Genomic DNA, 23127 nt, shown 5'->3' with positions numbered 1-23127 from the left:
AGCCTGCAGGGTCAGTCCGGGAGTATTCCCGCCGCCTTGATGACCTGCGCCCATTTGCGCTGCTCAGCCCGCTGGAAGTCCGCCAGTTCGCCCGGCGTGCCGCCTGCCGGAATCGCGCCCAGTTCAGCCAGGCGCTGCTTCACCGCCGCGTCGCCCAGGGCCTGGTTGATGGCCAGGGACAACTTTTGCTGCACCGCCTGCGGCGTGCCTGCCGGCGCATACATCGCAAACCAGGACGAGGCTTCGAAATCCGGCGCGCCCAAGGCCTCGGCCATGGTTGGCACTTCTGGATAGTCCGGCAGCCGCTGCGCTGTCGTGACAGCCAGCATGCGCAGTTTGCCGGCCTTCACGAAAGGCGTGCTGGTCAGCAGCGTATCGAACATGACCTGGACCTGACCCGCCACCAGATCGGTCACTGCCGGGCTTGAGCCCTTGTAGGGAATGTGGGTCATGGAGGTGCCGGTCTTGTACTTGAAATACTCCGGCACCAGGTGGGAAGAGCCGCCATTCCCCGCCGAACCGTAGTTCACGCGATCTGGGTGGGCTTTCAGGTAGTCCACGAGCTCGCCCACGGTCTGCGCCGGCATCTGTTGCGGGTTGATCACGACTGCGATGGGCACCGTAAGGACCAGCGCCAGGGGCGTGAAGTCCTTGTTCGCATCGTAGGGAATGTCGGGATAGAGCCCCGGATTGATCGCCATGGTGCCGATGCTGGCCATCATCAGCGTGTATCCGTCCGGCTTGCTGCGGGCGACGTCGCCTGCGCCGATGAAGCCATGCGCGCCGGCCTTGTTCTCGATGACGAAAGGCGTGCCCAAGCGGTCGGAGAGCGCCTTGCCGACCACGCGCGCGGCGATATCGGTCGGACCGCCTGCGGGAAACGGTACGACCAGACGGATGGAACGTTCGGGCCATTGCGACCCGGTACTGCCCAGCGCGGGCTGTGCCACGACAGCGCAGGCAAGCGCGGCAATTCCTAAAAGATGCTTCACGGATTTGTCTCCTGGTATGGTCTGCGGCGCGCGTCAGGCGGCGGTCTGGATGCCGGCTTCGCGTATCAGGCGCGCCCACTTCTTCTGTTCTTCCTGGATGTAGCGCTGCGCGGCCTCCGGAGATCCGCCCATGGCCGTACTGCCCTCAGCGGTGAACATGGCAACTGTGGCCGGATCCGCCAGCACCTTCTCCACTACCGCGTTGACGGCCCGGACCACCTCGGGCGGGGTGCCGGCCGGCGCGACCAGCGCCTTCCAGTCCAGCGCCTCGAAGCCCTCGTAGCCGGACTCGGCCACGGTGGGCACATCGGGCAGGATCTCCAGCCGCGCGCGCGAGCTGACGGCCAACGGCCGCAGCACCTTGCCCTTGAGCATTTCCTGCGCGGCCTGCGGCGTGGCGAACATGTAGTCGGTATTGCCGCCCAACAAGTCGTTGAGCGCAGGCGCCGCGCCGCGATAAGGCACGTTAAGCACTTGGAACTTGCCCTGATAGGCGAGCAGTTCGCCCGCCAGATGGCCCACCGTGCCGGAACCCGCCAGCGCCTGCTTGATGGCGCCAGGCTCGGCCCGCGCATCCTTGATCAAGTCGGCCAAGGTCTGCCAGCGTGCGTTGGCCTTGACCACCAGCACGACCGGCAGCGATGCGATCAGGGAGACCGCCGCGAAGTCCTTTTCCGCGTCGAAGGGAATCTGCGGCATCAGGGCGGGATTGATGGCCAGGTTGGCGGTCTGGCCCAGGCCCAGCATGTAGCCGTCCGGCTTGGCCTTGGCCACGAAATCCATGCCGATGTTTCCGCCCGCGCCGGGTCGGTTCTCCACCACCACCGACCAGCCGGCCAGCGCCGTGACCTTGGCCGCGATGGCGCGCGCCACTGAGTCCGTGCCGCCGCCCGGCGTATAGGGAACGATAAGGCGCACAGGCCGCCCGTTCGGATAGGCGGCTGCGGTCTGGGCGCGCAGCGGCAAGGCCGCAGCGCACATCGCCGCGCCCAGGAAAGCGCGGCGGGATAGCGTGATCATGATTAGTCTCCTTGTGTGATTTGCCTTGCTTTCAAGGCTGCGATTTCGTCGTCGCGATAGCCGACGCCGCGCAGCAGCGCGTCGGTGTGTTCGCCCACCGCAGGCGGCTGCAGGCGTATTCCGGGCTGGGCGCCGCCCAGCGTGAAGGGCGCGAGCGGCGCCAGGGACTCGCGCCCGTCCTCCAGGGTGATGGGCGCGAGGCCGCCGGTAGCCGCCAGATGCGGATCGTCGAACAGTTGCTCAGGCCGCGTGATCGGCGCGAAGGGCAACCCTTCATGCTCGAACACCGCCGCCAACTCGGCCGCGCTGCGGTCCGCCAAGTGCGAGCGCAGCTGCGGCATCAGCCAGTCGCGCGCCTGCACGCGGTCGTTGTTGCTGGCCAGGCGCGGATCGGCCAGCAGCTCGGCCAAGCCGAAGGCGCGACAGAAGGTGCCCCATTGCTTGTCGCTGACCACGGCCAGGAAGATCTGTTCGCCGCCCTTGACGGTGAACACGTCATAGATGGCCCAGGCCGAGATGCGGCCGGGCATGGGCGCGGCAGCGCGTCCGGTGACGGCGTACTGCATCATGTGCTGCCCCACCAGGAAGACGTTGTTCTCGAACAGCGAGGCCTGCACTTCCGTGCCCTCTCCCGTCTGCTCGCGCTGCGCCAGGGCCGCCATGGCGCCGATGGCGCCGAACATGCCGCCCATGATGTCGTTGACGCTGGCGCCCGCACGCAGCGGATCGCCGGGACGCCCCGTCATATAGGCCAGACCGCCCATCATCTGCACGACTTCATCCAGCGCCGTCCGGTGTTCGTAGGGTCCGGGCAGGAAGCCCTTGTGGCTCACGTAGATCAGGCGGGGATTGCGTTGCTTGAGCGTGGCGTAGTCCAGGCCCAGCTTCTGCATGACGCCGGCCTTGAAGTTCTCGCTCACGATGTCGGCGGAATCAATCAGGCGCAACGCGGCCTCTATGCCCTCGGGCTGCTTCAGGTCCAGGGCGATGCTCTTCTTGTTGCGGTTGAACATGGGGAAGAAGCCCGCGCCCGACCCGAGCAGGCGGCGCGTGCTGTCGCCGCCTATCGGCTCAACCTTGATGACTTCGGCGCCAAGGTCCGCCAGCAGCATGCCGCAGGTCGGGCCCATGACCATGTGAGTGAATTCGACGACGCGGATGTTTTCGTACGGAAGGCGCGGATGGGCGTGGCTGGACATGGGTGTGGATCTTCTGCAAGTAAGGGCCATTACGGCAAAGGCCGGCCTGGCCGCGTGTATCTAGGTCGTAGGCCTGCGGGAATGGCCGATCAGGCCCGCTGGACGAATCCCTTGGGCAAGCCGGCGTCGGGGGTCATGCCATACAACGGCTCGCCGGGCAGGCCGGCCGCCAGCGGCGCGCGTGCGGCAAGGATTCCATCCAGGTCAATGCCGGTGCGCACGCCCATGGCCTCGAACATGAAGACCAGGTCTTCGGTGACGACGTTGCCGGACGCGCCCGGCGCATAGGGGCATCCGCCCAGGCCGCCCAGCGAACTGTCGAAGGTGCGCACGCCTTCCTCCCAGGCAGCCAGGCAGTTGGCCAGGCCCAGACCACGCGTGTTGTGCATGTGGGCGGCGCCCGCCTTCTCGCCGATTTCCGCGCGCAGACGGCGGAACAGCCGCCGCACTTGCGCGGGATTGGCATAGCCGACGGTGTCCGACAGCCCCGATTCGTCGGCGCCCGCAGCCACGCATAGCGCCGCCAGGCGGATGACCTCGTCTTCGGGCACCACGCCCTGCAAGGTGCAGCCGAAGGCCGTTGAAATGCCGGCCTCCAGCTTCACCGCGGGAGCCAGCTCGTCGCGCAGCCGCGCGATCGCCCGGACCTCCTCCACCATTTCCTCGGGCGTCTTGCGCACATTGGCCAGCGAATGCTCGCGGCTGGCGGAGACCGGCATCGTCAGCTTGTGGACGCCGGCCCGCAGCGCCGCCTCGGCGCCGCGCAGGTTGGGCACCAGCGCCATGACGGTAAGCGCCGGATGGCGCGCCGCATGCCGCACCACCTCGGCAGCATCCGCCATCTGCGGCAGCAGGCGCGCCGGCACGAAGGAAGCCACTTCGATTTCGCGCACGCCAGCCGCGACCAGCGCATCGATCCAGCGCAGCTTGTCGGCGGTGGGCATGGTCGCCTTGACGGACTGCAAGCCATCGCGCGGACCGACCTCGCTGATCAGGACGTCGGGTTTGCGGTCGTTGGGCTGGGCCATGTTTGAAATCTCCAATAATTCTATCTAATAGAACGATGTTTCTTTAGATAGAATTATTGAATTCACCGACCGTAGCTGTCAAGCGCCGTGGCGTACAGGAAAACCACGAGCGGGGCATTAGGCAGCGCCTACAATGCCGTCATTCGTTCTAAAGGATGGAATATGGTCCCGCCCCGGAATCAACCCCACGGAGCCGCGCATGCCGCGTAAAGCCGCCACGGAATCACTGGCCGATACCGATGCCGCCCAAGGCGGCGTGGCTGCGGTAGACCGCGCGCTCAGCCTGATGTCGGTTTATGCGGCCGGCGACAAAGCTCTGTCACTGGGCGAACTGGCCGAGCGCACGCGTCTGTACAAGAGCACGGTCCTGCGACTGCTGGCGTCGCTGGAGCATGCCGGATGGATCCAGCGCCTGGACGATGGCCGCTATGCCCTGGGCGGAGAAATCGCCCGTCTGCACGGCATCTACGCAGCCTCGTTTTCATTGGAAGAGGTGGTCATGCCGGTATTGCGCGACCTGGTCGCGGCAACCGGCGAAAGCGCGGCCTATCACGTCCGCCAGGGCGATGCGCGTCTGTGCCTTTACCGCGTGGATTCGCCGCATCCGGTAAGAGACCACATCCGCGCGGGCGATCTGCTGCCGCTGGACCGCGGCAGCGGCGGACGCGTCCTGACGGCCTACGATCCCCTACTGGGGCGGGCGCCGGGACCGGACCAGGAACTGCATGCGCGCATCCGCGCCGACGGTTATTTCGCAGCCATGGGCGATCGCCTGGCGGAAGTGGCGGGTATTTCCGCGCCCGTCTTTCTGCTCAATGGCGAAATCGCGGCGGCAGTGACGCTGACCGCGCCCGTCCATCGTTACGTTGCCGCCCATCTGGCAGCGGTACAGGAGGCGGCGCGGCGCCTGACGGGGAAAGTCGGTTAGCGGACCCGGAGCCGGGGCCCCACTGAGGAAGGGTTCTTGAGTCGCCGGCGTCCGGACTGCGGGATTCCGATGCTCGCCCCGGTGGGGCTGCGCTTCGGATCCCTCCGCCCGGCCACCGGCTCACAGTATCTGCCCATGAACGGGGTTCGAAACCACCGCATTAGACGACTACCAGCCGAGGTGGCCCGGAGCCATCCGAAGCGCAGCCCCATTGGGGCGAGCATCGGAATGGCGCAGGGCTGCCTCGGCGGCGAAAGAACCCTGACACCCGCAAGCTCGAAGCCCTGTCGCTTCGACTTTGTGAGGCTGGGTTCTTGAGTCGCCGGCGTCCGGGCTGCGGGATTCCGATGCTCACCCCGGTGGGGCTGCGCTTCGGATCCCTCCGCCCGGCCACCGGCTCACAGTATCTGCCCATGAACGGGGTTCGAAACCACCGCATTAGGCGACTACCAGCCGAGGTGGCCCGGAGCCATCCGAAGCGCAGCCCCATTGGGGCGAGCATCGGAATGGCGCAGGGCTGCCTCGGCGGCTAGAGAACCCTGATATCCGCAAGCTCGAAGCGGTGAAGTGGAGTTCTTGAGTCGCCGGCGTCCGGGCTGCGGGATTCCGATGCTCGCCCCGGTGGGGCTGCGCTTCGGATCCCTCCGCCCGGCCACCGGCTTACGGCATCTGCCCATGAACGGGATCCAAACCCAACGCATTAGGCGACTGTCAGCCGAGGCGGCCCGGAGCCATCCGAAGCGCAGCCCCACCGGGGCGAGCATCGGAATGGCGCAGGGCTGCCTCGGCGGCTTAAGAACCCCGACATCCGCAAGCTCGAAGCCCTGTCGCTTCGACTCTGTGACACATGGTTCTTGAGTCGCCGCGGTCCACGACAATCAAGGCTGCTGCCCGCCGGGCAACACCAGCTTCTCCAGATAATCCAGATCCTCGCGCACCAACCGCAAGGACTCGCTCACGTCCGGCGAGCGCGGCCGACGGGCAGCGTCGCGCAACAGCGATTGCACCGCCATGTCGGCCATGATGGCCGCGACTTCGGCACGGCTCAGGCGGCCGTCGGGCTTGTACCACCACGCCGACCAGTTGCACATACCGATGAGGCTGAAGGCGGCGACGTGCGGATCGACCATGCGGAACTGGCCGTCGCGGATGCCGTTTTCGATGACGCGGCTGAAGTTCTCCAGCACGTTGCGGCGCGACGCCTGCACGGCGGCGCGCTGCTTGGGCGTCATGTCGGCCTCGGTACGGTCGGCCACGCGGAACTCGGCGGTGCGCGACAGGATCAGGTCGGCATGCCGCGTGACCAGCGCGCGCAGCGCCTCGACCGGATCCAGGTCCTCGCGGGTGGCGGTCTCGCCGGCCATTTTCTTGGCCGCGCTCAGCACGTCCTCGGTCAGCGAACGCAGGATCTCGTCCTTGCTCTTGAAGTAATAGTAGACGGCGGTGCGGCTCAGTCCCAGGGATTCGGCAATGTCCTGGATGCTGGTGCCGCCGCTGCCGCGCTTGATGAATAGCGTCGCCGCGGCGTCGAGTATGGCGGTGCGCAGCGCTTCGCCCTTCAGCGCTCCCTTGGTGCTTGCGTCGTTCACGTTGCGATGTTCCTCGAATGGACCGTCCGGGACGGCCCCGTCCCGAAATTATGGCATGCGCGTTTACGTCTCCAAGCCGCGCCGGCCGGCGTTTTCCCGCGACTGAGTCCCCAATTTTTGACGCTACTGTCAGTTTTTTAAATTTAATTGACACTAAAGTCAAATATTCGTCTAATACGTCAAACCGAGGTCCCAGGACCATCGCCACAGGAGACGAATGTGACTACCGCCGCCCCCTCCAGCCAGATCACCGCAGGCTTTCTCAACACCGATTGGAATCCGCGCGACCTGCCCGCCGGCGCCTCGACCCGCAACGTCGTGCTGCGCACCGCCGACGGCGCCGCCACTTCCGGATCGCTGTACCAGCCGGCCGGCCCCCGTCCCGACACCGTGGTCTGCGTGATGCATCCACGCGAGTTCATGGCCTGCCACTACCTGATCCCCGACATCGTCGGCGCCGGTCTTGCGGCGTGGTCGCAAGGGGCGCGCTCCGTCGGCAACGATCTCAGGCTGGAACACGAACAGGCGCTGCAGGACGTGGCCGCCGGCCTGCGCTTCCTGCGCGAACAGGGCTTCAAGAAAATCGTGCTGCTGGGCAATTCCGGCGGCGCCGGCCTGTACGCGTTCTATGCGCAGCAGGCCGGCCTGCCCGCTGGCGAGCGCGTCACCCGCACACCGGGCGGCAAGTCCAGCGGGCTGGATGAACTGGACATGCCCGAAGTGCACGGCCTGGTGCTGGTGGGCCCGCACCCGGGCCAGGGCTCGCTGCTGCTGAACTGCATCGATCCGTCCGTCGCCGACGAGAACGACGCGCTGTCGGTAACGCCGGACCTGGATCCGCTGGCGCCCGAGAACGGTTATCGGCCCAAGGGCCAGGCGCGCTATGCGCCGGAGTTCGTCGCCCGCTACCGCCAGGCGCAGCGCGACCGCGTGGCGCGCCTGGACGCGCAGGCGCGGCAGATGATCGCCGACCGCCTCGCGGCCCGCGCCGACGTCAAGAGCGGCGCCGACGCCTCGGCCGAACGCCGGCGCCAGGCCGCGCACACGCCGGTGCTGGTGGTCTGGCGCACCGACGCCGACCTGCGTTGCCTGGACCTCAGCCTGGATCCTTCGGACCGCCACCCGGGCTCGCTCTGGGGCAAGGATCCGTACGCGTCGAACTACGGCGCCGTCGGCTTCGCCCGCTTCTGCACGCCCGAGAGCTGGCTGTCGACCTGGTCCGGCCTGTCTTCCAACGCCAGCATGGCGCGCACCGCCGGCGGCATCAGTCAGCCCACCCTGATCGTCGAATACACGGGCGACCAGGCCTGTTTCCCTTCCGACGTGCGCGCCATCCACGACGCCATCCCCGCGCCGGACAAGACCCACCTGCGCATCCGCGGCGATCACCACGGCCGCGCGCTGGTTGAAGGCGAAGAGCCCGGGCGCTACGCGGCCGGCCGCGAACTGGCCGCCTGGCTGCGCCAACGTTTCCTGTAATCCGAATGCCGACGGAGCAAGTCATGACTGCAACTCCCAAGACCCCCGCCCCCCTGCGCCTGCACGGCGTGGACCATACGGCGCGGCCCACCTGGCGCCTGCGCGAAACCGTCGCCTTCTATCGCGACATCCTCGGCCTGCCGCTGGTGCATGTGATCTCGGCGCGCGGCTGGGGTCCCGCCACGCACCCGGACTTCCTGCATTTCTTCTTCGACAGCGGCCAGGGCAGCACCATCGCCTTCTTCTACTACCTGGGTTCCGACGAACCCGAGGCGCTGCGCGGACGCAGCCGCATGCGGCCGCTGCCGGAAGACCACGTGTTCGACGCCACGCATACCGCCTGGCTGGTGGAAAGCGAGGACGAGCTCAAGGCCTGGAAGCAGAAGTTGCAGGATGCCGGGCTGGAAGTCTCGGTCGAAACCCGCCATGAAGTGATCGAATCCATCTACGTGCGCGATCCGAACGGCTATTTCATCGAATTCACGCGCAAGCTGCGGCCGCTGGGCGAAGTCGACTCGATCGACGCCGCCCTGACGCTGCAGGCGGCCATGCAGGCCGAGGCCGATGCGGAATCAGCCGGCGGGCGCATCCAGCACATCGACGACGTCTGGGCGCGCAAGGCGGCGCTGCTGGAAGACCGGCTGGAGCTGGCGGATGGCGGCGTCGAACCGTCCGTGCGGATCTTCGTGCCGCGCGTCGAAGAGTTTTCATCCCTGGTCGAGGACGCCTCGGGTCGCGAAAACTGCACCGTGGTGCCGGGCGAGCATTTCGACTGCATCGTCTCCGACGGCCCGGTGGAATTCCAGCGCAAGGCCCTGGGACTCAAGCCCGCCGTCTGGTATGGCTTGTTCACCGGCGGCGTCAGCGGCACGATCGACGTACTGGACCGGGACCGCGTGCGGATCTCGGCCGCGCGGCACTGAGACACGGGCCTGGAGGAGACCATCATGCGAGATATACGCCACCCCATAGAGGGCGTGATCTACCACCACCCCGAGCGGGCGCGCCAGTACTTCGCCAGCGGCGCCTGGGAACCTTCGACCGTCGGCGCGGCGCTGCACGCCACCGCCCAGCGCTGCCCCGAGCGCACCGCGCTGATCATCGACGAAGGCAGCCTGAGCTTTCGCGAGCTGGACGAACAGACCGACCGGCTGGCCGCCGCGCTGCTGAAGCTGGGCCTCGCGCCCGCGGACCGCGCCATCTTCCAGATGGGCACCACGCTGGAAACGGCGCTGGCCCTGCTTGCCTGCTACAAGGCGGGGATCGTCCCCGTCTGTTCCCTGCCGCAGCACCGCGAACTGGAGATCGGCCAGTTGTCGCGCCAGACCCGCGCCCGCGGCTATTTCGTGCAGGCCGACTTCGGCAAGTTCGATCTGCCCGCCTTCGCCGCCGGCATGCTGGCCGCCAGCGACACGCTGGAGCACCTGGTCGTGGCGCGCGGCGACTCGCCGCATGGCGTGTCCCTGCACGCGCTGCTGGATGCGATGCCGCTGGCCGAGGCCCGCCTCATCCTCGCCGAGCAAGGCCCCGGCTGCGAGGACGTGCTGAGCTTCCAGCTGTCGGGCGGCACGACCGGCATGCCCAAGATCATCCCGCGCTTCCATGCCGAGTACCTGGGCCATTCACTGGCCTGCGCCCGGCGCTACAAGATGCAGGACGACGACCGCATCATCTGGGCCCTGCCCTTGCTGCACAACGCGGCCCAGGTCTATGTGCTGATTCCCGTCATCGCCATGGGCGTTTCCGCGGTGCTGATGCCGCGGGTCGACGTGCCACGCATGCTGGAACTGATCGAGCGCCACCGCGTCACCCGCGCCATGTCCATCGGGCCGATAGCGCCGCAGATCATGGCCTTCGCCGACCTGGCGAACTACGACCTGTCGTCCCTGCGCCTGTTCATCACCATGAGCGCCGCGGACCGGCTTGAAGCGCACCTGAACGTGCCCTGCTCCAACCTGTTCGGCATCACGGAAGGATTGCTGCTGGGCTCGCCCGCCGACGCGTCCGAGTACGAACGGCACCATACGCAAGGCCGCTCGGGCTGTCCCGAGGACGACATCCGCCTGCTCGCGCCCGGCACCGAGGAACCAGTGGCCGAAGGCCAGATGGGCGAACTCTGCTTCCGCGGCCCCGCCACGCTGCCCGGGTTCTTCGACGCTCCCGCGGCCAACGCCTCCGCGTACACCTCGGACGGCTATTACCGTACCGGCGACATGATGACGGCGCGCGTGGTCGATGGCGCAACCTGCTACGCCTTCGAAGGCCGCCTGCGCGACAACATCAACCGCGGCGGCGAGAAGATCGGCTGCGAGGAAGTCGAGGCGCTGGTGGGCGCGCATCCCGCCATTTCCGAAGCGCGCCTAGTGGCCATGCCCGACCCCTTCTATGGCGAAAAAGGCTGCATCTTCATCATCGTCCGGCCCGGCCACACGGCGCCCGGCCTGACGGAGCTGGCGGACTTCCTCACCGGCCAGGGGCTCGCAAAATACAAGTGTCCGGAACGCATCGAGCAGATCGAAGCCTTCCCCGTCACCAAGGTCGGCAAGCTCGACAAGGCGGCCCTGCGCCATAGCGTCGCGGAAATGCTCAACCAGGAAGCCGCCAAGGCCCGGGAGAACGGCAATGACCAGCACTGAATACGTCCTGAGCGAAACGCCTTTCATCGTGCGCCGCCGCGTCAAATGGGGCGACTGCGATCCCGCGGGCGTGGTCTACACCGTCACGTTCGGCGAATACGTGCTGTCGGCCGCCGAACTGTTCTACGGCCACCTGTTCAATGGCACGCCGCAGCGCATCAAGGATGAACACGGCTTCGGCACGCCGACGCGCGCGCTGTCGTTCGACTTCCAGGCCTCGCTGTGGCCGGACGAGGAATTCGACATGTGCGTCAGGGTCGAGGAAATCCGCACCCGCACCTACACCCTGCACGTCGCCGGCAGCGTGCGGGGCCAGCCCGCGTTCGACGCCAGGCTGACCCCGATCTGCGTGGCGCGCGGCGAACGGCGCGCCATCGAAGTACCCGCCGCGCTGCGCGGCGCGCTGCAGTCATATCGGCAAGCCTGCGCGCAGGCCGAAGCAAACAGGAGTGAAGCCAAATGAAGATCGCTGTCATCGGAGCGGGCCCCGCCGGCCTGTACTTTTCGCTGCTTGCCAAGAAGCATGCGCCGCAGCATGAAATCACCGTTTACGAACGGAACCCGCGCGGCGCCACCTACGGCTGGGGCGTGGTGTTCTCGGACATCGGCCTGGCCTTCCTGCGCGAAGCCGACCCGGAATTCTTCAAGGCCTTCGTCGCGCACCACGAACGCTGCGACTACATGGAGATCATCCACCAAGGCGCCCGCGTCCAGGTCCAGGGCAACCATTTCTCGCGCACGGCCCGCATCGACATGCTGGAAGTCCTGGAAAAAGCCTGCCTGGAGGCCGGCGTCCAGATCCTGCACGAACAGCAGATCGACGACGTGGAGCGGCTGGCCGCGGAAGTGGACATGGTCGTGGCCGCGGACGGCAGCAACAGCGCCGTGCGCAAGCAGTACGCCGAACACTTCCGGCCCAGCTTCGAACGCCGCCGCAACAAGTTCGCCTGGTACGGCACACGCCAGCGCTTTCATCCGGTATCGCTGATCTTCCGCGAAACGGACCACGGTATCTTCATCGCGCACAGCTACCAGTACAGCAAGGACCTCAGCACCTTCCTGGTGGAAGTGGACCCGGACACCTGGCAGCGCGCCGGCCTGGACACGGCCAGCGAGGACGCAAGCCGCCAATATTGCGCCGAGGTGTTCCGCGCCGACCTGGGCGCCAACGAACTGCTGGGCAACCGTTCCCTCTGGTTCGAGGCCAACATCGTGCGCAACGAACGCTGGTCGCATCGCAACATCGTCCTGCTGGGCGATGCGCTGCGCACCGTGCATTTCTCGCTCGGCTCCGGCACCCGCATGGCGATGCAGGATGCGATCGCGCTGCACCAGGGCCTCACCCAGCATCCGGAAGACACGCAGGCCGCGTTCGCGCACTTCGAGGCGCAGCGCCGTCCGGCATCGGCCAATTTCCAGACCGCCGCCGCGCGCAGCCTGGACTGGTACGAGAACGTGGCCGACAAGATGCACCTGGACCCGGTGTCCTTCGCCTACGACTACATGCGCCGCACGGGCCAGGTCAGCCACGACGACCTGCGCCAGCGCGACCCCGGCTTCGCCGCCGCCTACGAGGCGCTGCACCCGGAGGCGGCAGCGGTGTCCTAAGCCACGCACCCTTTTGCTGTAAGTACCCGGCCGCGGCGCATCCGCGCATGCGGCCCCGACGATAAGCGGCGCGGGGAAGCGCCGCAAAAACCATCCATGGAAAGTGGAGGAGACATGAAAAATACTCTCTGGTGCATGGCGCTGACCGGCGCCCTGGCCTGCGCCTCGGCACAGGCCCAATCCGACAAGTACCCCGAACGGCCGGTGCGCATCGTGCTGCCGTATTCGGTGGGCAGCGGCCCCGACGCCGTCGCCCGCATGCTGGGCGAACAGCTCACGGCGGCCTGGAAGCAGCCGCTTATCGTGGAGAACAAGCCCGGCGCCAACGGCTGGCTGGCGATCGGCGAGGTCAAGCGCGCCACGCCCGACGGCTACTCGCTGGCCGTGGTGGACAACACCCACATGACGCTGCAGCCGCAGCTCTACCGCAATCTGCCCTTCGATCCGGTCAAGGATTTCGTCCCTGTGGCGCCGATCTACACCACGCATTTCTTCATGGTGGTGTCGGCCTCGTCCCCCTGGAACAACGTCACCGACCTGATCGCCGCGGCCAAGGCCCAGCCCGGCAAGCTGACCTACGGCACCTGGGGCATGGGCAGCGTGGCGCATGTGGGCACCTCCATGTTCCAGACCGCCACGCAGACCAGCATGACGCACGTCCCTTTCAAGGACCTGGCCCAGCTCTACACGGCGGTGGCCAATGGCGAGGTCGACTGGGCTTTCGGCACGGCCGCCACCGTGCAGAACCTGTACCAGGCCAAGCGGGTCAAGCTGCTGGCGCTGGCGGCGCCGTCCCGCCTCGGTTCCTACGCCGACGTGCCCACGGTCACCGAGGCCGGCGGCCCCAAGGACTTCGAGTTGAAGACCTGGGTCGCGGCCTTCGCGCCCAAAGGCACGCCGGATGCCGTGGTCAAGCGCATCAACGCCGCCATTGCCCAGGCCGTGGTCACGCCCGCGGTGCGCAAGCGCTTCGAGACCTATGGCTTCGACGCCTGGCCGCAGGATGCCGCCGCGCTGGCCCAGGCCCGCGACGCGGATTCGGCGCGCTTCGCGGCCGTGGTCAAAGAGGCCAATATCTCGCTGGACTGAAGCGCAGTCCCGGGGCCGCCCGCGGCGGCCCCGCTACCCTTCCGGCGCCTTGGGCGTGGCCGTCAGCCGCTGCGCCATGAACTCCAGGAACTCGCGCGCCAGCGCCGGCAAGGTCCGGCCCTGCAAGGTCAGGACCTGGATGCTCCGCTGCCGCATTTCGGGATTGCTGAACGGCACCGCGACCAGGCCTTCGCCGTCGCGCTGTCCGAGCACCGTCAGGTAGCCCGACAGCGCCACGATGTCGCTGCCCGGCAGCATGGGCAGGAAGGCCGCGGAATGATTGGACACGTAGGCCGGCTCGATGTGCAGCCCGGCGTTGGCGCAGGCCGCGTCAAACAGCTGCCGCACCGTAGTGCCATGGTCGCCCAGCGACAGCGGCACCTTGGTCAGGTCGCGCACGCCAAGGCTGCGGCGGCTGGCCAGCGGATGGTTGCGGCACATGACCGCATAGACCGGCGCGCGCACCAGCAGTTCGGTCTTGAGCCGGTCGTCCTGCGCGGTGGTGTAGCGCAGCGCCAGCTGCGACAGGCCCTCCAGGATCTGGCGGCTGACCTCCTCGGGGCGCTCCACGTGCAAATGGAAACGGGCCTCGGGCCTGACCCGCTTGAACTCGGCCATGCACATGGGCAGGAAGCGGTGGGCGAAACCCTCGGTGCAGGCCAGGCGTATGGTCACGTCGCCCAGGTGGCCGCGCTGGCGGATCTCGGTGGTGACGCGCTCGGCTTCCAGGGCGGCGGCATTGGCGTAGGCCGCCAATTGGCGGCCGGCTTCGCTCAGTTCCATGCCGCGCGCCTGCCGCTCGAACAGCGCGATGCCCAGCCCGTCCTCCAGCTTGGCGATCTGCCGGCTTACGGCAGAAGCCGCCACGTGCTGTGCCGCCGCGGCGCCCGCGATGGAACCGCAGCGCGCGACCTCCAGAAAATACCTCAAGCCCAGCGAAATCATGGCGGCCCCTCTTATCCATGCCTTTATGGCAATGAAAGAATGCTAATTATCTAATTGTGGCATGTAGTGAAGCGTAATAACTTTGTGCCTCCCTCTGCATCCCATCCCAGGCACCGAAGTGACACGCGAACAAGCCCTGCTCCAAGCCGTTCAAGCCTACGACAACGGCGACCTGCATGCCGCGCTGACCCGCCGCGTCGCCTACGCGACGGAAAGCGAAGTGCCCGACCAGGCGCCGGCCCAGCATGCCTACCTGAACGAAGAACTGGTTCCGCTGCTCCAGCAACTGGGCTTCGCCTGTGAGGTGCACCCCAACCCCTCGGGCGCCGACCTGCCCATCCTGGTGGCGCGCCGCATCGAGCAGGCCGGTCTGCCCACGGTGCTGATGTACGGCCACGGCGACGTGGTGCGCGGCAACGCCGCCAAGTGGGAAGCCGGCCGCGATCCCTGGCGCCTGCAGGTCGAAGGCGACCGCTGGTACGGACGCGGCACCGCCGACAACAAGGGCCAGCACAGCATCAATCTGGAAGCCTTGCGCCAGGTCATCGCCGCGCGCGGCGGCAGGCTCGGTTTCAACACGATCTGGCTGATCGAGACCGGCGAGGAAGCGGGCTCCCCCGGACTGGCCGCCTTCTGCGAGGCACAGCGCGAGGCGCTGGCGGCGGATGTCTTCATCGCCAGCGACGGCCCGCGGCTGAGCGCGCAGCGTCCCACCCTGTTCATGGGCTCGCGCGGCGCGGTGAACTTCGAACTGAAACTGCGCGCGCGCGAACGCGGCTACCACTCGGGCAACTGGGGCGGCCTGCTGGCCAACCCCGCCATCGTGCTGGCGCACGCCATCGCCACGCTGGTCGATGCGCGCGGCCGAATCACGGTGCCCGGCCTGCGCCCGCCCCCCATCCCGGAGGCGGTGGCCGGGGCGCTGGCCGACCTGGAAGTCGGCGGCGGCGAAGACGACCCCGACATCAACGCGTGGTGGGGCGAACCCGGGCTGAGCGCGCCCGAAAAAGTGTTCGGCTGGAACAGCCTGGACGTCCTGACCTTTGGCGCCGGCGATCCGGCCAAGCCGGTCAACGCCATACCGCCCGAGGCCGTGGCCTGGTGCCAGCTGCGTTTCGTGGTCGGCACGGACTGGCGCGCGCTGGAAACGCACGTGCGGGAACACCTGAGCGCGGCGGGCTTCGAGGACGTGCAGGTGCGCATCGGCATGCAGGCCGGCGCCACCCGTCTGTCGCCCGACAATCCCTGGGTGCGCTGGGCCGCGGCCTCGCTGGAACGCAGCACCGGCAAGCGGCCGGCGCTGCTGCCCAACCTGGGCGGCTCGCTGCCCAACGACATCTTCGCCGACCAATTGGGACTGCCCACATTGTGGGTGCCGCATTCCTATCCCGCTTGCGCCCAGCACGCGCCCAACGAACACCTGCTGGGCAGCGTCGCCCGCGAGGGGCTGGCCATCATGGCTGGCCTGTACTGGGACCTGGGCGATCAGGGCAGCGCCCTGCGCCAGGCGGCTGCGCGCCCGTCTTCCAACGCCAACTGACCGGAATCTCCGACATGAACGTCAAACTCCGCGCCGCCCTGGCCGCCGCAAGCCTTGCCGCCGCCGCGCATGCGGGCGGCGTCCAAGCCGCCTATCCAGAACAGGCAATCAAGATCGTCGTACCCTTCACGCCGGGCGGAGCGACCGACGCCGTGGCGCGTCTGCTGGCCAACAAGCTGTCCGGCAAGTTCGGCCAGCCGGTCATCGTGGAGAACCGCCCCGGCGCATCCACCGTGATCGGCGCGGAAGCGGCGGCGCGCGCGCAGCCTGACGGCTACACCCTGATGCTGTCGGGCAGCACCACCTATACCGTGCTGCCGGCGCTCAAGCCCGGGCTGCCCTACGACCCGCAAAAGAGCTATGAACACATCGCCATCGTCGCCATGGCGCCCGTGGTGCTGCTGGCCAAGAACGGCCTTGCGGCCAGCACTGCGCAGGAAGCGGCGGCGCTGGCCCGGCAGCAAAGCGCCAAGGGCGGCCTGATGTACGGCACCTTCGGTCCCGGATCCGCGCCACACCTGGCGGGCGAGATGTACGCCGAGGCCGCGGGCGCCAAGATGTTGCCGGTGCCCTACAAGGGCAGCGCGCAGCTGGTCACGGCCATGATAGGCGGCGAGGTCGACCTGGGCGTGGACACCGTGTCTTCCGCCGCGCCGCAGGTCCGCGCCGGCAAGATCCGCGCGCTGGCCGTGACGGGCGAACGCCGCATGCCGCAACTGCCCGACGTGCCGACCTTCGCGGAAGCCGGCATGGCGGACGTTTCTTTCGTGGGCTGGTACGCGCTGGTGGCGCCGGCGCGCACGCCGGCCCCTGTGGTGGATACCCTGAGCCGCGCCGTGGCGGAAATCATGGAGGATCCGCAGGTCCGCAAATCGGTGGCGGACCTGGCGCTGGATCCGGTCTATCTGCCCGGGCCGGCATTCAAGGCGCAGATCACGAAGGAACTGCGCACCTTTTCCGAAGTAGCGGCCCGCGCGGGCATCACGCTGGACTAACCGCGGCAGCTTGAAGCCTGGCCTCAGTCCGGTTGGGTGCGGGTGATCTTGGACCCTTCCAGGCCCATGCCCGCCATCAGCCCCTGTCCGCCGAATGGCACGGCATAGACATCCTGGCTCAGGGTGGTGGTGGTAATGCTGGCGGCATAGCTGTCATCCACCACGACCAGGCTGGGGCCGGCGCCAAGCGACCAGCCGTCGCTCTGGTCCAGGTACCGCATCGCCGGCTCGTTCATGAAGAACAGCGCATAGCTGAACTCCTGCGCGCCGGCCTGAAGACCGAACGATACGGCCGATATGTTGTAGTAAGCCTGGACCTTGCCGCGACGGATGAGCGCGCCGTCGCCGGTTTCCGCGCCGACCAGCAGGCCGCCCTTCAGAATGCGGGGAAACACCAGCACGCCCACCGCCTTGTTGCCCAGTACACGCGTCTTGGGTTCCTGCTGGTACAGGCGATCCAGCGCACTCTGCGCTTCACGGCTGAGCTCGGCCGCCGACTCCGCCCTGGCCTGCGGCGCCAGGAAGATACAGGCGACCCACAAAAAAAGGCTGGCCCAAAGCCAGCCGCGGATACTCATAGGCAAAACGGACGCGCGACGCATACAGCCCCCTGATCTCGAAAGGAAAAGGACGGCAAGCGCCCGACGCGCTCGCCCCGACTTGCCGGATCAGTATTGGCAGGCGCCGATGCCTTGTCAAGATACACATGCACCTGGCCGCAGCGGCGGCATCAAACCCTGGGCGGCGTGGTCTCCCTTTCCGGGTGGCGATGCCGGCCCAGGGCTTCGATGAAGGCGGTCACGCTCTTGGCGGCGGCCGCCGCGTCCATCCTTAGCAGTCCGCCATCCGCCGTATCGGCGGACAGGCCCGCCGCGGCAAGCAGCTGCACGCCCTCGCCCATGCCCATCAAAGTCTTCCCGTGGCGATAGGCGTCGCGCAGGAACTCCAGCGCGCGTCCGTCCGATTCCAGGCGGGCCACCGCAGCCTCGCCGCCCGCCGCAACCACGCCATCGAACAGCGCCGAAGGATGGTTGTCCAGGGAAGCATCGGCATCCAGCGTGCCGCCCCCGGCAGCCGGGACGGGCCCGATGCGCTGCCCGACGAGCCGCACGATGGCGCCCGTCGCGATCAGCGCCTGGGCTACGGCGGACACGCTCTTGCCATCCGCGCCCTCCGCCACCAGGATTGCGACCTTGCGCGTGGCGATGCCGCCATCCCCAGGGCGCGCAGCCAATGACAATGCCGGCGACACCTCGACTTCCGGCTTGGGCGGACGCTCGATCGCCCGCGGCAAGGGCGCGGGCAAGGCCATGCCCAGCTGGTCGGCCACGCCCTGCGCCAGTTCTTCGGACACGTTGCGCAGCGACGCGACCATGCGCTGGCGCACCGCCGGCACCGTGACCTTGCCTAATTCAAAGGCATAGGCGTCGGCGATGTGGCGTTTTTCCCAGTCTGCCTGACTGTCGTAGAACAGCGTCGCCTGGTTGTAATGCTCGGCGAATTTTTCAGGATGCCCTCGCAGTTCGTCGCCCGTCTCCGGCTCCGGAAACGACACGAAGCCATCCATGCCGGCCTGGAACGGACAGCCGCCGGCAAGCGAGTTGGGCTCGTAGGCCACGCGGCCGCGATGGATGGCCTGGCGATGCATGCCGTCGCGCTGGTTGTTATGCACGGGCGCAAGCGGCGCATTGATCGGGATTTCATGGAAGTTGGGGCCACCCAGCCGCGAAATCTGCGTGTCCACGTAGGAATGGATGCGCCCGGCCAATAGCGGGTCATTGGTGAAGTCCAGGCCCGGCACGATGTGGGCAGCGCAAAAAGCGACCTGCTCGGTCTCGGCGAAGAAGTTGTCGGGATTGCGGTCCAGCACCATCCGCCCCACCGGCACCACGGGCACCAGTTCCTCCGGCACGATCTTGGTGGCGTCCAGCACGTCGAAGCTGAAGCCTTCGGCCTGCTCCTCGGTGAATACCTGCACGCCCAGCTCCCACTGCGGGCCATTGCCGGCGTCGATCGCCTCCCAAAGATCGCGGCGGTGGAAGTCAGGGTCCGCGCCGGATACCTTCACGGCTTCATTCCAGACCTGCGAATGCGTGCCAAGTAGCGGATTCCAATGGAATTTCACCAGCCGCGACTCGCCCGCGGCGTTGACGAAGCGGAAGGTGTGCACGCCAAAGCCCTGCATCATCCGGTAGCTGCGCGGGATGGCACGGTCCGACATCAGCCACATCAGCATGTGGGTGGATTCCGGCATCAGCGACACGAAGTCCCAGAAGGTGTCGTGCGCGGACGCGGCCTGGGGCATGCCATGATGCGGCTCGGGCTTCACGGCGTGCACCAGGTCCGGGAACTTCATCGCGTCCTGGATGAAGAAGACCGGCATGTTGTTGCCGACCAGATCCCAGTTGCCCTCGTCGGTATAGAACTTCACGGCGAAACCGCGCACGTCCCGCGCCGTGTCCTTGGAGCCGCGCTCACCTGCCACCGTCGAAAAACGCACGAACACCGGCGTGCGCTTGCCGGCTTCGGCGAACAAAGAGGCCGCGGTCAGGTCGGTCAGCGGCTTGTAGCATTCGAAGTAGCCGTGAGCCGCCGAACCGCGCGCATGCACGATGCGCTCGGGAATCCGCTCGTGGTCGAAATGCGTGATCTTCTCGCGCAGGATGAAGTCCTTGAGCAGCGCCGGCCCGCGCAAACCCGCCTTCAGCGAGTGCTGGTTGTCGCTGACGCGCACGCCCTGGTTGGTGGTCAGCATCTGTCCGCTTGAATCCGCACGCACGCGTTCCAGCCGGCCGTCGGCCGCGTTGATGCCGGCCGCGGCCGCGCCCCCGGTCTTGGCCGAGGTCTCGGCTTCGGACAGCGAACTGGCCGTCGCGGAAGGATCCGCTGCCGCGACGTGCGCGCCGGCGTAGGGGCACCGCGCCCCTGCTTCACCGTACTCCGCCGCCTTGCCGGCATTGTGGGGAATCGCGGCGGCCGTATCACCCACGGCCGCCGCGCGCTTGAGCGCCGGATGGCTGGGCTTGCCCGCGGGTCCGGACGCGGGGCCGCTGTCCGTATTCAGGTAGGCCGTGTCCACGGCCGCGCCTGCGCCGCCCTTGCCTGCTGCTTTCTTGGCTGGCATCGCAATCTCCTAGTGGCTCAACATCTTGCCGCGCGCCTGCTCGGCCCGCGATGCGCCGATGGCGGTCTCCACCTGCTTGACCTCTTCGGGAGGCGGCAGCACCGCCGGCAATCCCAGCGACTGGATCCACAGTTCGCGCGACCAGCCCTGCGTGTGATAAAGGTGGTGGTCCTCGTCGGTGGCCACGGCGTCATACGCCTGCTTCAATACCTTGGCCTCGTCGCCGCTGTGCTGCTCGGCAATCACGCCGATCAGGGACCAGTTCGCGTGGTCCTTGGTCTCGGCCAGCACCACGCATTCGGTGGCGACCAGTTGGGCCGCGTCCGGATCGCCCGCGCTGATCGCCATCTTCATGGCCTTGACCAATGCCTCGCCGATATGGCGCACGACCTGGCGGCCCGGCGGCTGCGCCTGCGGATCCAGCCGCAGTTGCTCGAATACGGTCAATAGCACCCGGCGATGCGTGCGGGTTTCTTCCAGGTAGCCGAGCCATTCCTTTTTCAGGTCCTCGTTCACCGCGCAGGACACGGCGGTTTCGTACACGGCCAGGCCGCCTATTTCGGTTTCCAAGGCCTGGTACAGCAGTTCCTCGATCTGCGAGGCGTTTGCAGCTTTGCGTTTCATGTGGCGCTCCTCTTTCATGTCTTGCGGGCATCCGCGCATGCCCGCGGCGGATATGCGGATGGAGCGCCTACCCAGCAATCGCCGTGCCCGGCCCGCGCGATGGCAGTTGCCTGCGGCAGCTCGGAGCGGATGCCGCTTGCGCGGCAAAAAATACAAGGCCGACGGCAGGGACAACCTCGTCCCCATTTAGACTAGAATTGGAACCATTCTCAATAAAATCAGACCGCCCGGCTCGCGGCGGCGCCAACAAGAAAGAGGCTCGTCCTGAAATCCGGTTTCCGCCTATCCATGGCCTGGCTCCATACCTGGGTCGGCCTGTGGTTTTCCTGGCTGCTGTTCGCCATCTTCCTGACGGGATCGCTGGCCGTCTTCTCCGAACCCATCACGCACTGGATGACGCCCGAGCACCAGGAGGCGGAAGCGCAGGCTGCGCAAAAGGAAAGCGTTCCGGTGGACCGCGCGCGCCGGCTGGAACTGGCGGTGGACTATATGGCGCGCAACCATGCGGGCGCCGGCATGTGGGAAATCTGGCCGGTGGACCGCTTTCACGACAACGGCCTGACGGCCTATTGGTTCGACCAGAACGGCCAGTACGCGGATGCCGAACTCGACCCCGACACGGGCGCCGAACTGGCGGACCACCACGACGCCGAAGGCCGCGCGACGATGGGCGGCACGCATTTCGTGAACTTCCACTACACGCTGCACGACGCCGGCCTGGGGCTGTGGATCGTTGCCTTCGCCAGCATGGCGATGCTGGTCGCGCTGATTTCCGGCGTGGTCACGCACAAGCGCATCTTCAAGGACTTCTTCACCTTCCGCGCCAGGAAGGGCCAACGGTCCTGGCTGGATGCGCACAACGCCGTGGCGGTGCTGACCCTGCCTTTCCAATTCATGATCGCCTACACGGGCATCGTGATTTCGAGCGCGATACTGATGCCCGCCCCCGTCACGGCCACCTACGGCCCGGGTCCCCAGGCCAGCCGCCTTTATCTGGCCGAACTGTCCGGCGAGGAGCGTCCCTCGCGCACGGGTGTGGCGCTGGCCATGCCGGCGCTCGAACCCATCGTGGCCCGAGGCGAACAGTTGATCGGACAGACGGCGCGCGCCATCGTCATCAACAATCCCGAAGACAGCTCCATGCGGATCGGCGTCTACGGCTGGAACGAAGACGCCGACACCTTCCACAACATCAGCGCCACCACGGGCATGGCGGAGTTCTCCGCCAGCGGCGAACTGCTGCGCCTGCGCCCCGCGGGCGGCGTGCACGGCGGCGCGCCGGCGCTGGCGTTCCAGGTGATGAGCGACCTGCACATGTCCAGGTTCGGCGGGCTGGCCGTCAGCTGGCTGTACTTCGTCTGCGGCCTGGCGGGCGCGGCCATGATGGGTACCGGCGCGCTGCTGTTCATGGTCAAGCGCCGCGCCAAGCATGGCGGAGAATTCGGCAGCGCGACGGCGCGCATGTACCGGCTGATAGAAGGCCTGAACGTGGCCGCGCTGGCCGGGCTGGCGATCGCCTGCATCAGCTACCTCTGGGCCAACCGCCTGCTGCCCGTGGCGCTGGAAAACCGCGCGCTATGGGAGTTGCGCTGCTTCTTCCTGGTGTGGGCGCTGACCCTGGCGCATGCCTGGCTGTGCAGCCCGCGCCGCGCCTGGATCTCGCAACTGGTCCTGCTGTCCGCGCTGTGCCTGCTGCTGCCGGCGCTATCGTTCGTCACATTGGGCGACCATCCGGCAGCGCAGATCGCACGCGGCGATTGGGAGAGCGCGGGCGTCGAACTGACGTCCGCCGCATTCGGCGTACTATCGGGCTGGGCGGCCCTGCTGTTGTGGCGACGGCCCGCATCCGCGCCCATCCGGCGCAATCCCCGCAGTGACGCAGAGGCGGCCGCATGAACACCAACGACCTGTACGCGATTTCCATGGCGCTGCTGCTGACCTATTCAGGCATGGCCTGCCTGAGCCTGGCCATGCCGCGCCATTACGACCAGGTCTGGGGACGCGATCCCTCCGCCGGCCATACCCGCGTGCTGCGCGGCGCCGGCGTGCTGCTGCTGGCGCTGGCGCTACTGCCCTGCGTGGGACTCTGGGGCAACACCGTAGGCGTGGTGGCCTGGCTGGGCTGGCTGTCGGCCGGCGCGCTGCTCTGGGTCGGCATGCTGTCGTGGGCGCCGCGTCCGGCAGCCCGCACCGCGGCGCTGGCCGTGGCGATATCCCTGGCCGGGGTCGGCATCGGCTTCTGAAGCGCAGGTTTGACGCGCATCAAGCAAGCCTGATATCCAGGCGGTGCCGGGCGGCGCCCGCACCATATGTGGTGGTAGAGTTTTCACA

Annotated in this window: 20 protein-coding genes; 11 read left to right on the top strand and 9 right to left on the bottom strand. The window is 67.4% G+C overall.

Annotated features, from left to right (window positions below; translation table 11 throughout):
- Positions 1-11: 11 nt before the first annotated feature.
- From HV793_RS12970 to HV793_RS12955, 4 genes are all read right to left on the bottom strand, one after another.
- Positions 12-992, bottom strand: a complete 981-nt coding sequence (locus HV793_RS12970) for a Bug family tripartite tricarboxylate transporter substrate binding protein (RefSeq protein ID WP_233564587.1) — start codon at positions 990-992, stop codon at positions 12-14.
- Positions 993-1025: 33 nt separating this feature from the next.
- The gene (locus HV793_RS12965; RefSeq protein ID WP_054454785.1) at positions 1026-2012 is read right to left on the bottom strand and encodes a Bug family tripartite tricarboxylate transporter substrate binding protein; all 987 of its coding nucleotides are present in this window, start codon (positions 2010-2012) and stop codon (positions 1026-1028) included.
- A 2-nt stretch (positions 2013-2014) separates the two neighbouring features.
- Positions 2015-3211: a CaiB/BaiF CoA transferase family protein gene (locus HV793_RS12960; protein ID WP_175213277.1), complete on the bottom strand. Its 1197-nt coding sequence runs from the start codon at positions 3209-3211 to the stop codon at positions 2015-2017.
- 89 nt (positions 3212-3300) lie between these two features.
- Positions 3301-4239, bottom strand: coding sequence for a hydroxymethylglutaryl-CoA lyase (locus HV793_RS12955; RefSeq protein WP_175213276.1), 939 nt, complete (start codon positions 4237-4239; stop codon positions 3301-3303).
- Between the two features lie 199 nt (positions 4240-4438).
- On the opposite strand from HV793_RS12955, the gene HV793_RS12950 reads away from it, so the two are divergent.
- The gene (locus HV793_RS12950) at positions 4439-5167 is read left to right on the top strand and encodes an IclR family transcriptional regulator (RefSeq protein ID WP_119451136.1); all 729 of its coding nucleotides are present in this window, start codon (positions 4439-4441) and stop codon (positions 5165-5167) included.
- Positions 5168-6045: 878 nt separating this feature from the next.
- Here the strand turns inward: HV793_RS12950 and HV793_RS12945 are convergent.
- Positions 6046-6756, bottom strand: coding sequence for a TetR/AcrR family transcriptional regulator (locus HV793_RS12945; RefSeq protein WP_175180844.1), 711 nt, complete (start codon positions 6754-6756; stop codon positions 6046-6048).
- A 219-nt stretch (positions 6757-6975) separates the two neighbouring features.
- Between HV793_RS12945 and HV793_RS12940 the strand changes: the two genes are divergently transcribed.
- The 6 genes from HV793_RS12940 (at position 6976) to HV793_RS12915 (ending at position 13568) form a co-directional block, all read left to right on the top strand.
- Complete coding sequence (locus HV793_RS12940; RefSeq protein ID WP_175213275.1) at positions 6976-8235, top strand: alpha/beta fold hydrolase; 1260 nt, start codon at positions 6976-6978, stop codon at positions 8233-8235.
- Positions 8236-8258: 23 nt separating this feature from the next.
- Positions 8259-9158, top strand: a complete 900-nt coding sequence (locus HV793_RS12935; protein ID WP_125470346.1) for a VOC family protein — start codon at positions 8259-8261, stop codon at positions 9156-9158.
- Between the two features lie 24 nt (positions 9159-9182).
- On the top strand, positions 9183-10871 hold the full coding sequence (locus HV793_RS12930; protein WP_054456831.1) for an AMP-binding protein: 1689 nt from the start codon (positions 9183-9185) through the stop codon (positions 10869-10871).
- Complete coding sequence (locus tag HV793_RS12925; RefSeq protein ID WP_054456830.1) at positions 10858-11334, top strand: acyl-CoA thioesterase; 477 nt, start codon at positions 10858-10860, stop codon at positions 11332-11334. The genes HV793_RS12930 and HV793_RS12925 overlap by 14 nt, the downstream gene beginning before the upstream one ends.
- Positions 11331-12479, top strand: a complete 1149-nt coding sequence (locus HV793_RS12920) for an FAD-dependent monooxygenase (RefSeq protein ID WP_175160630.1) — start codon at positions 11331-11333, stop codon at positions 12477-12479. The genes HV793_RS12925 and HV793_RS12920 overlap by 4 nt, the downstream gene beginning before the upstream one ends.
- Before the next feature lie 114 nt (positions 12480-12593).
- Positions 12594-13568 carry a Bug family tripartite tricarboxylate transporter substrate binding protein gene (locus HV793_RS12915; protein ID WP_054456828.1) on the top strand — a complete coding sequence of 325 codons (975 nt, stop codon included), beginning with the start codon at positions 12594-12596 and terminating at the stop codon, positions 13566-13568.
- A 33-nt stretch (positions 13569-13601) separates the two neighbouring features.
- Here the strand turns inward: HV793_RS12915 and HV793_RS12910 are convergent, their stop codons facing one another.
- The gene (locus HV793_RS12910) at positions 13602-14513 is read right to left on the bottom strand and encodes a LysR family transcriptional regulator (RefSeq protein WP_054456827.1); all 912 of its coding nucleotides are present in this window, start codon (positions 14511-14513) and stop codon (positions 13602-13604) included.
- A 118-nt stretch (positions 14514-14631) separates the two neighbouring features.
- Here HV793_RS12910 and HV793_RS12905 point away from each other — a divergent pair, with 118 nt between their 5' ends.
- Complete coding sequence (locus tag HV793_RS12905; protein ID WP_175213274.1) at positions 14632-16053, top strand: M20 family metallopeptidase; 1422 nt, start codon at positions 14632-14634, stop codon at positions 16051-16053.
- A gap of 14 nt (positions 16054-16067) precedes the next feature.
- On the top strand, positions 16068-17048 hold the full coding sequence (locus HV793_RS12900; RefSeq protein WP_175213273.1) for a Bug family tripartite tricarboxylate transporter substrate binding protein: 981 nt from the start codon (positions 16068-16070) through the stop codon (positions 17046-17048).
- Positions 17049-17071: 23 nt separating this feature from the next.
- Here the strand turns inward: HV793_RS12900 and HV793_RS12895 are convergent, their stop codons facing one another.
- From HV793_RS12895 to HV793_RS12885, 3 genes are all read right to left on the bottom strand, one after another.
- Entirely contained in the window at positions 17072-17626 is a 555-nt protein-coding gene (locus HV793_RS12895) for a lipid-binding SYLF domain-containing protein (RefSeq protein ID WP_225588717.1), read from the bottom strand.
- Between the two features lie 152 nt (positions 17627-17778).
- Positions 17779-20172: a catalase gene (locus HV793_RS12890; RefSeq protein ID WP_175213272.1), complete on the bottom strand. Its 2394-nt coding sequence runs from the start codon at positions 20170-20172 to the stop codon at positions 17779-17781.
- A 9-nt stretch (positions 20173-20181) separates the two neighbouring features.
- Positions 20182-20796: a hypothetical protein gene (locus HV793_RS12885; RefSeq protein ID WP_054456822.1), complete on the bottom strand. Its 615-nt coding sequence runs from the start codon at positions 20794-20796 to the stop codon at positions 20182-20184.
- 288 nt (positions 20797-21084) lie between these two features.
- Here HV793_RS12885 and HV793_RS12880 point away from each other — a divergent pair, with 288 nt between their 5' ends.
- Positions 21085-22692, top strand: coding sequence for a PepSY-associated TM helix domain-containing protein (locus HV793_RS12880; RefSeq protein WP_175213271.1), 1608 nt, complete (start codon positions 21085-21087; stop codon positions 22690-22692).
- A complete protein-coding gene (locus HV793_RS12875) occupies positions 22689-23039 on the top strand; it encodes a DUF3325 domain-containing protein (RefSeq protein WP_042793406.1) in 351 nt (116 codons plus the stop codon). Before HV793_RS12880 ends, HV793_RS12875 begins: the two co-directional genes overlap by 4 nt.
- The last annotated feature ends 88 nt before the right edge of the window (positions 23040-23127 follow it).

Origin of the sequence: Achromobacter aegrifaciens (genome assembly GCF_902859965.1) — a bacterium.
Taxonomy (GTDB): Bacteria; Pseudomonadota; Gammaproteobacteria; order Burkholderiales; family Burkholderiaceae_B; genus Achromobacter; species Achromobacter aegrifaciens.
This window is presented reverse-complemented; position numbering and strand designations above follow the sequence as displayed.